Below are 14,083 nucleotides of genomic sequence, written 5' to 3'. Positions count from 1 at the left end.
ATTATGACAATATATAATATTTTAATAAAAAAGGTTGTAACTGTTGCGGTACTTCTTGCTGTTTTGGGCAATACCTGCGTATATGCACAAAACGGTGACGCTGTTTTACTTAAAAAAATACCACACAAAGGTAAACAACAGGCCGGCCCGCAAACACTTGCAGAATACATAGAAAGGGGCAAAAAAGATAATATCGTCCTTCAAGAGGAGGATATTGAGGACACTATCTACAAAGTGAGCCTGGTTGCAATGGGGAGTTATTATTTGGCGCGCGGCCTTTGGGGAAGGCACTCAAAAAAACAGGCTGCTAAAATGCTGGAAAATTTATCTTATAATAAGGAATTTATTAAAGACGCAATAGATTACTGCACACATACAAAAGATATTAAAATGCGTAACACACTGTTGGAGCTTGCTAAAGCCAAAGACGCCAGCTATATGAAAACCTTTTTAGCTTTAGAAGAGGCTGAGTTAGACTATAACATCAGAATAATAGAAAACTTTCAAAAATATATTGATGGTTTACCCGCAACTAAATTTGCAAAGGCAAAAACGCTGTCTTTAGCTAGGCTGAGAGCAATACGTTATGCTATAAAACAGGGTAATTTTACACACAATATATTTTTGGAAAAAGAAAATCTTTATAAACTTATAGAAAAGCATGAGCTGCCACAAAATATGTCTTTGTTGAGAGTCAGGGCGGATATTTATGCCCATGCCAAACCTAAACTGGCGGTAAACACTTCAGCATATTTAAATAAAGATTTTATGAGTTTTGAAATAAAGTTTATTAAAAAAGGCGCCCCCAGAGTAGCATTATATAAATGGCTTAATAGGTTTTTGCTGGCGGGGCTTTTTGTTGCGGTTGTAACAAGCGCCAATGCGGAAACAGAAAAGAAAGTTGAGCGTGTGCAAAATAATTTTTCCCTCTTGTTTAAAGCCGACGCGCAAACCGTGCAAGCGATAGAGGCTAATCCTGAGCTTTGCGGTCTTGTTAAGGCTATTTTAAACGAACGTCATAATCTTGCTGTGAGCAGCGCCGAAGAGCAGGAAGAATATAAGCGGGAAATGGAGCTTAAGAAAAAGCAAATAGATTTTAGTACAAGAAATAACAAGTTTTCTTCTTTAGGTGTTAAAACAAAAAGATAATTAATATTGCAAAATTATTTTTATAGGATATAAAAGCCCCGCTCTGTTTGAGCGGGGCTTTTATTTTAATCTTTTTATTTAGCCGCAGCTGCGCCGGCTTCTAACGCTTTTCTGTTTAGGTCAAGCATTTCCGGCTTAGCGCGTTTAAATACTTTTTTCATTGCCGCCGCTATGGCGTCTATGCTGACTGCGCCCGTGGCGCCGACAAACGCGCCCAACGCTATAAGGTTGGCCACTTTTGTGGTGCCTAACTGCGCGGCAAGTTCGTTACAGGCAATGTTTAAAACTTTAATGTCCGTTCTTGTAGGTTTGGAGTGTACGAGCGAGGTGTTTATTATAAGTAAACCGCCTGGCTTTATTGTAGGCTCAAACTTGGCAAGAGAAGGCTCGTTCATTACAATAACCGTATCGGGCGCGGTTACGATAGGGGTGTAAACTTCCTCAGATGCTACCACTACGGAACAGTTGGCTGTGCCGCCCCTCATTTCCGGCCCGTATGACGGGAACCAGCTTGCGTTTTTACCGTCTATTAGGCCCGCTTGGGCTAAAAGTACGCCGGCGGATACTACGCCCTGCCCGCCAAAACCTGATATTTTTATACCTTGATACATATTATTTGCCCCCTTCGTCTTTAAATACGCCCAGCGGGTATTGCGTCATCATATCCTTTTGTACAAATTCTAAGGATTTTATAGCGTCCGTACCCCAGTTTGTGGGGCATTGGGATAAAACTTCAATAAGGCTGAAGCCTACATTGTTAACCTGGTTTTCAAAAGCTTTTTTAATGGCTTTTTTAGCCTTGATAACGTTGGCGGGGACGTCTACGGCTACTCTTTCAAGGTACTTTGCGCCTTTAATTTGGCTGAACATTTCGCAAATGTTTATGGGGTAGCCTTGTAATAGCGGGTCACGCCCTTTGGGGGCTGTTGTCGCTACTTGGCCGACTAAAGTTGTCGGCGCCATTTGGCCGCCTGTCATACCGTAAATTGCGTTGTTTATGAAGATAACGGTAATGTTCTCGTTTCTGATAGCGGCGTGCACAATCTCGCCCATACCGATGGACGCTAAATCGCCGTCGCCCTGGTAGGAAAATACTATGCTTTCGGGTTTTGCTCTTTTAATGCCTGTTGCTATGGCCGGGCCTCTGCCGTGCGGGCCTTGTATTGTGTCGCAGTTAAAGTACGCGTCGGCAAATACGGCGCAGCCTACAGGGGCTACGGCGACAGTGCGCTCTCTAATGCCCAGCTCGTCCATGGTTTCGGCTACAAGGCGGTGCACTACGCCGTGGCCGCAGCCGGGGCAGTAGTGAAAAGGTACGTCTGTTAAGCTTTGCGGTTTTTTAGTAATAGGATTCATAATTATTTGCCTCCTTTGCAGCCGGTAGGATTGTGAGGAAATAATTCTTTGTCCCCGCCGGAAATTACTGAGTTTATGGCAACTTCAATCTGCTCGCCAGCGGGCATAGCGCCGCCCGGGCGTGCGTGTAAATAGACGGGCACTTTACCGTTAACGGCAAGTTTAACGTCCACTATCATTTGCCCCAAACTCATTTCAACGGCTAACATGGCTTTGCATTTGCCGTTGCCCGCAAGTTCGCAAATTCTTTTGTACGGGAAAGGCCATAAGGTTATAGGGCGGAAGAGACCAACTTTAATGCCTTTTGCCCTGGCCGCTTCTACGCCAGCCAGTGAGGCGCGGGCGGAAATGCCGTAGGCTACTATTATAACCTCAGCGTCTTCTGTGTAGCGTTCTTCAAAAAGTACTTCTTTTTCTTCTACTATGGAGTATCTGTCGGCTCTTTTAAAAACGGCTTTTTCAAGTTCGCCGTCTTTAAGCGCGTAGGAAAATACCATTCTTTTGTCTCTGCCCGGGTTGGGGCCTATGGCAAAGTCAGGCTCTTTTAAGTCTTTAGCCGGGTCTACGGCTTCAAAGTTAAATGACATGCCTTCCATCATTTGGCCCAGTACGCCGTCGGCCAAAATCATGGCGGGTATTCTGTATTTTTCGCTCAGTTCAAAGGCTAATTTAGGAAAGTTGCCCATTTCTTCTACTGAGTTAGGCGCCAAAACTATTGTTCTGTAATCGCCGTTGCCGCCGCCTCTGGTTGCCTGAAAATAGTCGCCCTGCGCGCCTGTAATATTGCCCAGGCCCGGGCCGCCGCGCATAACGTTGGCAATTAAGCACGGTAAGTCCGCGCCCGCTATATAGGAAATGCCCTCTTGCTTTAAGCTGATGCCGGGGCTGGAGCTGGACGTCATGCTGCGCACGCCGGTAGCGGCCGCGCCGTAAATCATGTTAATGGCGGATGTTTCGCTTTCCGCCTGTACAAACGCGCCGCCTCTGTCTTTCATATTAGCGGCCATATATTCGGGCACTTCGTTTTGCGGGGTAATGGGGTATCCTGCAAAAAAGCGGCACCCGGCGCGGATTGCGCCCTCGGCCAAAGCTTCGTTGCCTTTCATTAAAACTTTTTCATTTTTCATATCTGTAGCCTTATTTCCTTTTTTATTCCCTCTACCCACTGGGGAGAGGGCAAGGGTGAGGGGGAATATACACAAAATGTACACAAATATGTGTTGTCCAACCCACCTAACTCGCTGTGCTAACGCGTATATATAACTACTATAAAATCCTACTTAAAAACCGTTATCGCCAAATCCGGGCAGACCAAGTAACACATGCCGCACCCTATGCAGGCGCTTTGGTCGGCCATTTCGGCGGGGTAATATCCTGTTTTGCTAAAATTTTCTGATTTTCTAAGACATTTCTTTGGACATGCTTTTACGCATAAGTAGCAGCCTTTACAAAGTTTATCACTTACTTCTATTTTTGGCATAAGTCCTCCATTGTACGGGAACCGTACATATAAAGTTTAATACTTTTAAGGGCAAAACACAATTTTGTTAGGTTAAGCAAACTTGTTAATAAGCACCGTTTTTGTTATTCTATAGTTGTTATGTTAATAAGGAGATAATTATGAAGAAACTGCTTATAGCTTTATTGGTTTTAGCTTTGCCTTTTTCCGTTTTTGCCAAAGAGCTGGTAATTTACCACACCAGCGACACCCACGGGTTTTTCTACCCTGAAAAAGATCCCAGAAATAACCGCATGTGGGGCGGGTTTGCCGCGGTAAAAAATGTGGTAAAAAAAGAAGCTTTGCCTCATATATTTTTAGACAGCGGCGACTATTCTAACGGCACGGCCGAAGTTAAAAATACCAAAGGTAAAGCGGCTATTACAATGATGAACGCCATGGGTTACCAGGCCACAACAATAGGCAACCATGAGTTTGATTTTGGGGAAGATAATTTTCTTGCCAATATAGCGTTATTTACATTCCCCGTTTTAAACGCCAATGTTTGGGACGCCAGAACAAAAGAACTTTTAACCGGTACCGCGCCGTATAAAATATTTATTGTGGACGGCATTAAAATAGCCGTAATAGGCATAGGCAAAGACGGCGCCAATAAACATTTTAAATTCAAAAACACAATTTCAACAATTAAAAAAATGCTGCCGGAAATTAAAACGCATAACCCGGACGTTATTGTGCTTTTAATACATGATTCCTACGGTGACGACCGTGAACAAAAAGGCGTAACTAATAAGCTTATAGCAGAAAAAATACCTGAAATAAACGTAGTACTTGGCGGCCACGCGCATAAAGAGTACCAGAATTTATATGTGGGCAGTACACTTTTGGCGGAGTCAGGCGCTAACCTTAAAACAATGTCTAAAATTATGATTACTTTAGACGATAAAACGGGTAAATACAAAAGCGCTTCCTCACAGTTAATATCTCTTTACATTGATACAGTTGGCGAAGACGCGGAAATTAAAACCCTTGCCGAAAGCCTGCGTATACCGGGCATAGACACTAAGCTTGGCAGCACGGCGGGCGAGGTAAGCAAATTCCCGGTAAAAGACGGATGTATGGATTCCCCTGTTAATAACTGGGTGGCGGACCTTATGGCCAAACATGTCAGGGCGGATTTTGCCATGCACAACGTAGGCGGCGCCAGAATCTCACTGCCCGCGGGTGATATTACTATGAGAGACATGGTAACCTTGTTCCCCTTTGACAATAAAATAGCTTTAGTCGAAGTAGACGGCAAATTTATTAAAAATCTTATACGTAACAGTATTAAAAACGGTAACAGGGCTTTGTATAATTTCCATGGGTTAACCGCTAAATTTAAACTTAAAAATAAAAAAGTTAAAAACCTGGAAGTATTTATAAACGGCATACCTGTTGACGATAAAAAAACATACACCATGGTTACCAACGAGTATATAGCCAACGGCAATACCGAGGGCTGGATGTTTAAGAAAATTGAAGACGACAAAAAAACTTTTGTAGACATGAGTATAAGAGGCATGTTGGTGGACGACCTTAAAGAACACAGCCCGCTTATACCTTTAAACAATGAGTGCAGGCTGCAAGTAGTTAAATAATGATAAGAACATGCAAGTTTTTAATAGTTTTTACAGTGGTTCTCCTGGGGTTTTCCTGCCGGGAGAGCCACCTTACGTCTATTAATATATACCACACCAGCGGCGCGGGCGGCATGTATTACAGCCGGCCCGAACCTGTGTATGACAACCAACAGGCGGGCGGTTACGGCGTATTAAAAAGTTATTATGAAAAAGAGTACGGCAAAAAAATACTACTGGACAGCGGCGACTGGTTTTCCCAAACACCCGAGGGCGCTATAGGCAAAGGCAGTGTGGCGCTTTCCGCTATGGGCAAAATAGGATATGACGGCACCGGTATAAGTTATACGGACCTGGTGATAGGCTGGACAGCTTTAGCCCAAAGCATAAAATCCGCGCAGTTCCCGGTAATCTCCTCAAATCTTAAAACATCAAAGGGCGCGCCGCCGGCGCATGTTAATAAATTTATAATAAAGGATGTTAACGGTATAAAAATAGGCATATTTTCGCTGGTGGTAAAAACCTCTCTGCCCGGCACGCAGACAAGGCTTGGCGACGTTACCATAACGCCTGACGTGGACGCCGCTTTACAAACGGTGGATGAACTTAAAAATAAAGAAGTTGACACTATTATCCTGCTGGCCGATATTGGTGAAAATGAAGAAAACTATTCCGAGCGTGATTTGGCCGAGCAGGTGGAAGGCATTGATATTATTTTAGGCAGCGCCTCCCCGGGGAAGAAGCTGCTCTGGAAGAACATAATTCTGTTTATATAGTAAGAACCGCGCCGTTTTTAACAGAAGTCAGCAAACTGACAGTTAAGTATAATTCCGACAAAAAAATAAGCGCTATAGATTTTGACTCCATTCCTCTTTTAAAAGAACGTTACGGGGAAGATGAGGAAGTAAAAAAAGAAATTGATTCTCTGCGCCAGGTTACCCACAGAAAACTTAATAATATGGTTACTGACGCGCACGATGATATTGCTGATATTGATAATGCCCCCGCGTACCTTGGCGAGATTGTAGCGGGCTGCATGAAAGAATGGGGCAAAAGCGATATAGGAATAATAAACTCAGACTCTTTACGCGCGTCAATTAAAAAAGGGAAAATAACTGAATATTCTTTATATGAGCTTTACCCGTATAACGATACCATTATGTCCATACGCATAAGGGGCGACGAAATAAAAAATGTGCTTGAACGCAGTATTGTGTCCAGAAATAATTTCCCGCAAATTGCCGGCATGACTGTGGAATATGACAGCAAGGCCGCCGAAGGCGACAAAATAAAAAATATTTTGATAAATGGCCGCAAAGTAAGCCCCAATATGATTTACCGTATGTCCACCACGGACCATATTGTGGCGGGCGGTTTTGGCCATGACGAGTTTGTAAACGTGGTTGAGTTTAAAAACACCCGTGTGGACGTACGCACGGTGCTGCGCCAATGCTTATCTAAAAAGAAAAAGGGCATTAATAATCAAGAACCTTCCGGCTGGAAAGATATTTCTAAATGAACCCCAATATAAAAAAGCTACGTATAGGCACCTTTATAGCGCCCAACAATTTATTGCTTGCCCCTATGGCCGGCATTACAGACACGCCGTTTAGAATAATGTGTCTGGAAAACGGCGCGGGCATAGTATGCGCGGAAATGGTGTCGGCCAAAGCGGTGGAATATAAAAATGAAAAAAGCGTACGCATGCTTAATGTGGACGCTAAAGAGCACCCAGTGTCTATGCAGATTTTTGGCGGTGACGTAAATTCTATAAGCATAGCCGCCCGTATGGCGGAGCGCGCGGGGGCCGATATTATTGATATTAACGCCGGCTGCCCGGTTAAAAAAATTAACAAAGCAGGTGCCGGATGCGTGCTGATAAAGGACGAAAAAACTTTAGCCGCTATTGTAAGCGCGGCGGTAAACGCCGTTAAGGTGCCTGTAACTCTTAAAACAAGAATAGGTTTAACAGAAGGCAGTTTTGTGGGTGACCGTTTAGCCAAACTGGCGGCGGATGAAGGTGCCAGCGCAATTATAATGCACGCGCGTTATGCCAGTAATATACACAATGGACCCGCTGAATTGGACGCACTTGCCAAGGTTGTTGCGGCCGCCAAAATACCCGTAATAGGCAATGGTGGTATTGTGGATGTTGCGGGGGCGAATAAAATGTTTGAGACAGGTGTTGCTGGCGTTATGATAGGGCGCGGAGCGCTTGGCAACCCAAAGATATTTGAAAGTATTGTTAACGGTAAAGATACTCCTTTTACACAGCGTGAAAAAGTAAATACCTATCTAACGCTTATCAGAGAAAACGTAAAATTTTACGGCGAAAAATCAGGCGTGGCCCGCAGCCGCAAAACTGTCGGGTTTTGGTTAAGCGGTTTTCCCATGGCCAGCCAGATGCGCTCTAAATTTGTATTGATAGATAATTTAAAAGATATAGAAAGCTTGTTTCAGGAATACAGATGAAAATAGTAACCGCCCAAGAGATGCGTGATATTGAAGCCCGCGCCCAAAAAGAATTTGGCATGAGCGAAGAGTATCTTATGGAAAACGCCGGGCGCAGCATAGCCAATGAACTATTGGATAATTTTTATACAGAGATTTGCGGCAATAAAAAAATATTAATTATTTGCGGCAGCGGCGGCAATGGCGGCGATGGGCTGGTTGCGGGCAGGTTTTTGGCTGAGCAGGGCGCTTACGTGTGCTGTTATATGGTTAAACGGCATAAATATAAAGATGTTGTGCAAAACAATTTTGATAAAGCGCAAACCGCCAAAATGCACCTAGCATTTATAACAGATTTGGCGGAGCTTAAAGAACGCGCGGCGCAGGCCTATTTGATAGTGGACTGCCTGCTTGGTATCGGCCTGGATAAAGAAGTCAGCCCGGTTTATAAAGAAATTATTAATATTATTAATGAGGCGGACGCTAAAAGAATATCTGTAGACGTGCCCAGCGGCCTTAACGCCGACACCGGCGCGGCTATGGGCGCCGCCGTAAAGGCGGACTATACGTACGCCATGGGGTTTGTTAAAAAAGGCTGTGAAACGGGTAAGGAATATTGCGGCGCACTAAAACCGCTTTCAATAGGCCTGCCTGAAGATTTTATTTAAAATAAGTTTGTGCTTTTTCCTCTCCCTCTTAGGGGAGAGGTCGAGATGAACGAAGTGAATCCGGGTGAGGGTGCTATAGTTGTTATCAATAAAGGCACTTATTTTATAACGGCGCATGTTTGTGTATAACACCCTCACCCGGACTCGCTATGCTCGTCTCGACCTCTCCCTAAGAGGGCGAGGGGGGGATTCTCTTGTATACGCTGGTGTTTTTGGCGTTGGTTATAAGCTCTTCGTTAAATTTAATAAAATTATTTTCCCCGCCTGTAAATATTTTGTTTTCAGCTTCAAAAGTGTAGCTAATAGAATCTTTGTCCGTGCCGCTGTATCCTATATTTTCCCACATTCTGGCGTAGCCTTTATTCATGCCCCAATGCGCTGTTATTTTTATGGTCCCCTCGGTTATTTCTTCACCCGGCCAAAGGTCTTTAAACGGGACTATTTGTTTTTGCGCTAACGGTGTTTCGGAAGCGGAGAACTCCACATCCGCTTTGCTTAGTCCTAGCGAGAAAAGCGTGTTTTGCAAAATATTATCCGGAAAATCTTTTCTTGTTACAAAAGTTTTGCCGTCCATATTTATAACAACCGCGTTTTGGTTAAAAGCGTTAAGCATATAAACAAAATCACGTTGCTTGAACGGATTTATAAAAATGCTTGCCGTCATAATTACTAAAAGAATAGCCACCACAATCTTTTTATGTTTAAACATATTTGAGTTATAAATAAAGAATAAGCACACAAAGAAAATTACCACAACAGGCACGCTGAGCGCCGGCATATCCAGCGCGGAAACGAGAAAGAACTAAAGAAATCCACCAGCAATTTAAACAGCCAAAGAACTGCGTAGCAAACTGCCCAAACAGCCTTAAATATAAATTTAACACCTATAACTTTTGCGCTGTAAAGTAAAAACCCCAGCCCCATTAGCACGGCGGACAGCGGCACCAAAAATATATTTGACACAACCGCCGTAACTGAAAACCTGTAGAAAATATTGGAATATATAGGCAGCAGCGCAAGCTGTACCGCCGTTGTAATTAAAAATATTTCAAGCGGCGCCTTTATATAAACAGGCCACTTGGGCGGCACGCGAAATGTAGTTACGGAAAGCAAAATAATGGCTGTAGCTAAAAATGACATTTGAAAGCCGACGTCGTTAATGCTCTTAGGGTTAATCAGCAAAATTATTAAAGCCGCCGCGGCCAGCCCGTGGAACGCACCCGAGTTTCTGCCCGCTTTTATACCGATAGATGCGCATATTGTCATAAGGTACGCCCTAACCAGCGGCGCGTCGGCCCCGGCAAGAACTGTGTAAATGCCGGCAAATACTAATGCCAGCGGTAAACGCAAATTATACTTAACGCCAAAAAGCACGCAAAGATAATAAATTATCAGCGTAATAAACCCCACATTAGCGCCTGACGCTACCAGCAAATGCATTGCGCCCGAATCATTAAACGCTTTGTGCAGTTCGGTTGGTATTTGCCCTTTTTCACCCAGCACCACGCCGCCAAGTATAGCGGCGGAGTCCGCGTCAAAGTTTGTTGTAAAAACATTTAAAATATCTTTTCTAACATAATTTAAAGCGCGCACGGGCAGCGGGGCGGGCTTGATAATGTCCACGGTATCGGCGTTAAGTTGTGTGTAAACGCCTTTGTTGGCTAAATATTTTGCCCAGTCAAAGTTGCCTTGAACAGAAATTGAAAACGGTTTTTTAAGGTAGCCGCGCAGCTCAACAGTGTCCATAAACTCCGCCGGGGAATATTCGGGCATATAGGCATAAGTGCGGGATTTTGTTTTAATACCGTCAATAGACTTCACGTTTATTATGGCGGTAGTTTTCTCGTTTTTAGTTTGCGGGTTTTGTGTGACAACGCCTGTTATTACAACTTCTTTAGGCGCGTCGTAGTAAATATCGGTGTCAGGTATGTTGGATGGTTTGGCAAGAATAAAGATTACATAGAATATCAAGAAAAGAAAAAGAGGTCTTTTATAATAGTCTATGTGCATAGGCCCTCTTATAGTTTGGTGCGGCCTTTGAGTGAGTATCCAAGCGTCATTTCGTCAAGATAGTCCAAGTCCCCGCCCAGCGGCACGCCGTAACCTATGCGGGTAACTTTGCCTACTAAACCGCGCAGCGCGTCGCCAGGTATAGTGCGGTTGTCTCGCCCTCGGTGTCAGGGTCTGTGGCTATAATAACTTCTTTTATAGGTTCTATAGAGTTATGTATACGCTCAATAAGCTCTCTTATTTTTATGTTTTCCACGCCCCTGCCGTCTATGGGTGAGAGCGAGCCGTGCAGTACGTGGTACAGGCCTTTAAAGGCGCCTGTTTTCTCAATAGCTTCAATATCCTGCGGTTCTTCTACTACGCAAATTGTGTCCTGCTCGCGCGAGTCATCTTCACATATAGCGCAGGAGCCGTCCTCGCTGTAAGAATAGCAGATTGAGCATAGTTTAATATTTTCACGCAGAGCTTTGAGCGATGAAATAAATTCGTCTATTTCACTCTCACTGGTTTTTAAAAAGTAGGAAGAAAACCTCTCGGCCTGCCTGGGGCCTACGCCCGGCAAGCGTCTTAAAGCGCGTACTAAACGGTCAAAGCTTTTCATTAACTTATAACCTCACCGGGAATAATGTTTAAAATATTTTTTACATAAGCGGGTACTTCACGGTTAAGCGACGCTGCGGGGGCGTCAAACTCGGCCGAAAAGTCCGCCTTAACAAAAGGTTCTTCTTTATAAATTATTTTTTGCCCGTCTTCTTTTGGCTGCGGCGCGGGCGCGGAAGATTGGAAATATGTTTTTGTTCCCGCTTCGGGCGCGGCCGTCGTCAGAGGCGCTGCTTCGGCGTTTACTTTAAATGTGGGTTTAAATACGGGTTTAGCTTCTGTCTTTTTAACTTCGGCTTTAGTTATTGCAGGTGTTGCGTCAGCCACAAAAACAAAATCAAGGTTTTTGTTAAAAAGTTCTTGCGCTTTTTCTTCCAACTCAGCTATTTTTACCTTTAAAGCCGTTGCGTAAAAGCTGTTGGCTGAATTAAACGTTAATGTCCAGTGTCGCCGTCAATATTTGGTGTGCAGTTGTTAAGCGCGTCAAAGATAAAAAAGTTATCTTTAAAACTTATTTTAAATTTTTGGTAGTCTTCGTTGGTTGCCTGCGCTTTTTTAAGTAAAGCGGGCGCTCTTTTGGGCGCAATAGCGGGGATAGGCTCCGCTATTTTGGCGTGCGCACCTTGGTGGCTTTAGGTTTTGGTTCTTCCAATGGTTCTACTTTAGCTGTGGCGGTAACTTCTTTTGGCGTTATTACTACTTCAGCCACGGTTGGCTGTGGTTCCTGCGCGGCGCGCTATTTAAAGTTTTTTTTCTATATTATCAAACGCGCCGCCTTCTATAGCGCTTTCCAGCTGTTCAAGACGTTTGATAAAAGCGTCAATGTCTATGCAGGAGTCCATTACCGTAAACAAACCTACTTCGGCGGTAATAAGCGGGGTGTCGGCAAATTGGTTTCTTCTATAACTTTGTTAATCTTTCTTGTAAACGCGGCTATAAAAGCGGGTGAGGAGGACTGCGCCATTTCTTTAGCGCCCGCAAACGGCTCGCTGCCGTGCCTATGCTTAGGTAGAAAATGTTGCCAAGCGTATTTTTAAATCACGTAAAAATGACAGCGGTCATAGCCTTCTTTATCGATAGTTTCAAAAACGGCGTGCATGGCGCTGGAATCTTTTTAAGTAAAGCGCTTACTGCCGCTTTTAAATATCTTCAGGCATTAAACCAAGCATGTCTATAACTAAAGCTTCTGTTATAACACCGTCTGAAAACGATATCGCACGGTCCATCATGGTAAGCGCGTCGCGCAGCGCCCCGCCGCCTGCGCCGCTAACGGCAAGCGCTTTGGGTTCTATATTAATTTTCTTTTTTAGCTAAACCGGCAAGGTGCGCGGCAATATCTTCTTGCGTAATAGGCCTGAAGCGGAAGGTTTGGCAGCGGCTTGAAATCGTGGCCGGCACTTTGTTTTTTCTGTAGTGGCTAAAATAAAAACTACGTGAGACGGCGGTTCCTCAATAGTTTTAAGTAAAGCGTTAAAAGAACTGTCTGAAAGCATGTGTACTTCGTCCAGAATAAAAACTTTAAAACGGTCGCGCGACGCGGCGAGTGACACTGTGTCTATAATAACTTCTCTCTATTTTTTCAACCTGCGTGTTAGACGCGGCGTCCAGCTCTAATACGTCCATGTCTGAGCCGGCGGCAATTTCAAGACATTGCGGGCATTTGCCGCAAGGCGTGGGGGTAGGTTTGTCGCCGTGGCCTGTGCAGTTAAGCGCTTTTGCAAAAATTCTGGCGGACGTTGTTTTACCGCAGCCTCTGGGCCCGTAGAACAGGTAGGCGTGGCCAATGCGGTTAAGTTTAATAGCGTTGGTTAAAGTTTTTGATATGGTTTCTTGGCCGACCATATCCTCAAAAGTCTGCGGCCTGTATTTGTTAGACAGGCTGACGTACTGTCGGAATCATTAAACATGTCCATTATTTACTCCGGTTATTTACTTAAAAATTGTTTAGACTATAACTGCTTTTCTAAAGTCCAGGCTGTATTTGCCGGGGCCTAAAAGTATTACAGTTATAAGCGGGCCAAAGATAAAAGGATAAAAACAAAAACACCATATTTGTATGGCCCGCGTTAAAAAGAAGCCGTTAATTATATTAAAAACTATTACGCCAATTGCCGCCGCCCGTGTTCTATACCCCAGCAGCAGCGCAAAGCACGCACATAATGCCAGCAGACACAATACGATTACCACGCCTGAGGGCACTGCAAAGCCGGTAAGCGCGGCGTAATTATGCGCCAGTTCTAAAATTAAGCATTATGCCGAAACAAAATAAAGCACCGCGCCCGAAACTAACAACGGATATAAGCATGGCTATAGAGAACATGGTTTCATCTACTACGCAGCGGCATTCTGTCTGTATCTTCATAAGCCCTCATTATTTAAAATATAAGCTGGATGAGAGAGAATAATAAGTTCTTCTTTTAGAGGAATCAATATCTCTTATTTCCACATTGCCCGTGACTGAAACGCCCCAAAGTTTAATTGTAAGACCGGTTAACAGACTGGTAATCATTACTAGCCCAGTATTCCTTAGAAAGAGAATAGCTGCTGTGCAGGTCAAAATATTCCGTGGGAATACGGCGTAAGTATCCCAGTAATAATCTAAAAAAGAGCGGTTAACCGTAACAAAGTACGGCATATCTATCCATACATTGCCAACTTCGGCGGGTCTTTCACTAAAATATGCTTTTGCAAAAACAGTTCTTATTTTAACGGGTTTGATTGTGGCGCCGGCCATAACGCTGGGCCTGTATTCGTCCAGCTCATAGTCCGCT

At 44.1% G+C, this 14,083-nt stretch carries 21 protein-coding genes; 7 read left to right on the top strand and 14 right to left on the bottom strand.

The features are described from left to right. Positions 1-3 precede the first annotated feature (3 nt). Positions 4-1,149 (top strand): hypothetical protein, encoded by a 1,146-nt coding sequence (locus AAIR98_RS00655; protein WP_423970351.1) that lies wholly within the window; start codon positions 4-6, stop codon positions 1,147-1,149. Positions 1,150-1,223: 74 nt separating this feature from the next. Here the strand turns inward: AAIR98_RS00655 and AAIR98_RS00650 are convergent, their stop codons facing one another. From AAIR98_RS00650 to AAIR98_RS00635, 4 genes are all read right to left on the bottom strand, one after another. Beyond that, on the bottom strand, positions 1,224-1,760 hold the full coding sequence (locus tag AAIR98_RS00650) for a 2-oxoacid:acceptor oxidoreductase family protein (RefSeq protein WP_423970350.1): 537 nt from the start codon (positions 1,758-1,760) through the stop codon (positions 1,224-1,226). A gap of 1 nt (position 1,761) precedes the next feature. After that, positions 1,762-2,505 carry a thiamine pyrophosphate-dependent enzyme gene (locus AAIR98_RS00645; protein WP_423970349.1) on the bottom strand — a complete coding sequence of 248 codons (744 nt, stop codon included), beginning with the start codon at positions 2,503-2,505 and terminating at the stop codon, positions 1,762-1,764. Between the two features lie 2 nt (positions 2,506-2,507). Continuing rightward, positions 2,508-3,632, bottom strand: coding sequence for a 3-methyl-2-oxobutanoate dehydrogenase subunit VorB (vorB, locus tag AAIR98_RS00640; RefSeq protein ID WP_423970348.1), 1,125 nt, complete (start codon positions 3,630-3,632; stop codon positions 2,508-2,510). 149 nt (positions 3,633-3,781) lie between these two features. Then, positions 3,782-3,985 (bottom strand): 4Fe-4S dicluster domain-containing protein, encoded by a 204-nt coding sequence (locus AAIR98_RS00635; RefSeq protein WP_423970347.1) that lies wholly within the window; start codon positions 3,983-3,985, stop codon positions 3,782-3,784. 140 nt (positions 3,986-4,125) lie between these two features. Between AAIR98_RS00635 and AAIR98_RS00630 the strand changes: the two genes are divergently transcribed. The 5 genes from AAIR98_RS00630 to AAIR98_RS00610 all read left to right on the top strand — a co-directional run bounded on the left by AAIR98_RS00630 (position 4,126) and on the right by AAIR98_RS00610 (position 8,702). Next, positions 4,126-5,604, top strand: a complete 1,479-nt coding sequence (locus AAIR98_RS00630) for a bifunctional metallophosphatase/5'-nucleotidase (protein ID WP_423970346.1) — start codon at positions 4,126-4,128, stop codon at positions 5,602-5,604. Beyond that, positions 5,604-6,359, top strand: coding sequence for a bifunctional UDP-sugar hydrolase/5'-nucleotidase (locus AAIR98_RS00625; RefSeq protein ID WP_423970345.1), 756 nt, complete (start codon positions 5,604-5,606; stop codon positions 6,357-6,359). The genes AAIR98_RS00630 and AAIR98_RS00625 overlap by 1 nt, the downstream gene beginning before the upstream one ends. 182 nt (positions 6,360-6,541) lie before the next feature. After that, a complete protein-coding gene (locus tag AAIR98_RS00620; protein WP_423970344.1) occupies positions 6,542-7,102 on the top strand; it encodes a 5'-nucleotidase C-terminal domain-containing protein in 561 nt (186 codons plus the stop codon). Continuing rightward, positions 7,099-8,055 carry a tRNA dihydrouridine synthase DusB gene (gene dusB, locus AAIR98_RS00615; protein ID WP_423970343.1) on the top strand — a complete coding sequence of 319 codons (957 nt, stop codon included), beginning with the start codon at positions 7,099-7,101 and terminating at the stop codon, positions 8,053-8,055. The genes AAIR98_RS00620 and dusB overlap by 4 nt, the downstream gene beginning before the upstream one ends. Further along, positions 8,052-8,702: an NAD(P)H-hydrate epimerase gene (locus tag AAIR98_RS00610; protein WP_423970342.1), complete on the top strand. Its 651-nt coding sequence runs from the start codon at positions 8,052-8,054 to the stop codon at positions 8,700-8,702. Before dusB ends, AAIR98_RS00610 begins: the two co-directional genes overlap by 4 nt. A gap of 169 nt (positions 8,703-8,871) precedes the next feature. On the opposite strand, the gene AAIR98_RS00605 is transcribed toward AAIR98_RS00610, so the two are convergent. From AAIR98_RS00605 to AAIR98_RS00570, 8 genes are all read right to left on the bottom strand, one after another. Next, positions 8,872-9,411 (bottom strand): hypothetical protein, encoded by a 540-nt coding sequence (locus AAIR98_RS00605; protein ID WP_423970341.1) that lies wholly within the window; start codon positions 9,409-9,411, stop codon positions 8,872-8,874. A gap of 38 nt (positions 9,412-9,449) precedes the next feature. Then, positions 9,450-10,712, bottom strand: a complete 1,263-nt coding sequence (locus AAIR98_RS00600; protein ID WP_423970340.1) for a ComEC/Rec2 family competence protein — start codon at positions 10,710-10,712, stop codon at positions 9,450-9,452. An 8-nt stretch (positions 10,713-10,720) separates the two neighbouring features. Then, positions 10,721-10,798 (bottom strand): hypothetical protein, encoded by a 78-nt coding sequence (locus AAIR98_RS00595; RefSeq protein ID WP_423972026.1) that lies wholly within the window; start codon positions 10,796-10,798, stop codon positions 10,721-10,723. 29 nt (positions 10,799-10,827) lie between these two features. After that, positions 10,828-11,313 carry a recombination mediator RecR gene (gene recR, locus AAIR98_RS00590; RefSeq protein ID WP_423970339.1) on the bottom strand — a complete coding sequence of 162 codons (486 nt, stop codon included), beginning with the start codon at positions 11,311-11,313 and terminating at the stop codon, positions 10,828-10,830. Further along, on the bottom strand, positions 11,313-11,690 hold the full coding sequence (locus tag AAIR98_RS00585) for a hypothetical protein (RefSeq protein WP_423970338.1): 378 nt from the start codon (positions 11,688-11,690) through the stop codon (positions 11,313-11,315). The genes recR and AAIR98_RS00585 overlap by 1 nt, the downstream gene beginning before the upstream one ends. A 761-nt stretch (positions 11,691-12,451) precedes the next feature. Beyond that, positions 12,452-12,610, bottom strand: a complete 159-nt coding sequence (locus AAIR98_RS00580; RefSeq protein ID WP_423972025.1) for a hypothetical protein — start codon at positions 12,608-12,610, stop codon at positions 12,452-12,454. Between the two features lie 12 nt (positions 12,611-12,622). Beyond that, a complete protein-coding gene (locus AAIR98_RS00575; RefSeq protein ID WP_423970337.1) occupies positions 12,623-12,862 on the bottom strand; it encodes a hypothetical protein in 240 nt (79 codons plus the stop codon). Then, positions 12,831-13,154: an AAA family ATPase gene (locus tag AAIR98_RS00570; RefSeq protein WP_423970336.1), complete on the bottom strand. Its 324-nt coding sequence runs from the start codon at positions 13,152-13,154 to the stop codon at positions 12,831-12,833. Before AAIR98_RS00570 ends, AAIR98_RS00575 begins: the two co-directional genes overlap by 32 nt. 214 nt (positions 13,155-13,368) lie before the next feature. Between AAIR98_RS00570 and AAIR98_RS00565 the strand changes: the two genes are divergently transcribed. Next, positions 13,369-13,536: a hypothetical protein gene (locus tag AAIR98_RS00565; protein ID WP_423970335.1), complete on the top strand. Its 168-nt coding sequence runs from the start codon at positions 13,369-13,371 to the stop codon at positions 13,534-13,536. Here the strand turns inward: AAIR98_RS00565 and AAIR98_RS00560 are convergent, their stop codons facing one another. Continuing rightward, positions 13,537-13,674 carry a hypothetical protein gene (locus AAIR98_RS00560; protein WP_423970334.1) on the bottom strand — a complete coding sequence of 46 codons (138 nt, stop codon included), beginning with the start codon at positions 13,672-13,674 and terminating at the stop codon, positions 13,537-13,539. It abuts the gene before it with no gap. A 9-nt stretch (positions 13,675-13,683) separates the two neighbouring features. Continuing rightward, on the bottom strand, positions 13,684-14,083 hold a 400-nt coding region (locus AAIR98_RS00555), incomplete at its 5' end, for a hypothetical protein (protein ID WP_423970333.1).

It is taken from the genome of Elusimicrobium simillimum, assembly GCF_049639735.1.
In the GTDB taxonomy this organism is placed as follows: Bacteria; Elusimicrobiota; Elusimicrobia; order Elusimicrobiales; family Elusimicrobiaceae; genus Elusimicrobium; species Elusimicrobium simillimum.
This window is presented reverse-complemented; position numbering and strand designations above follow the sequence as displayed.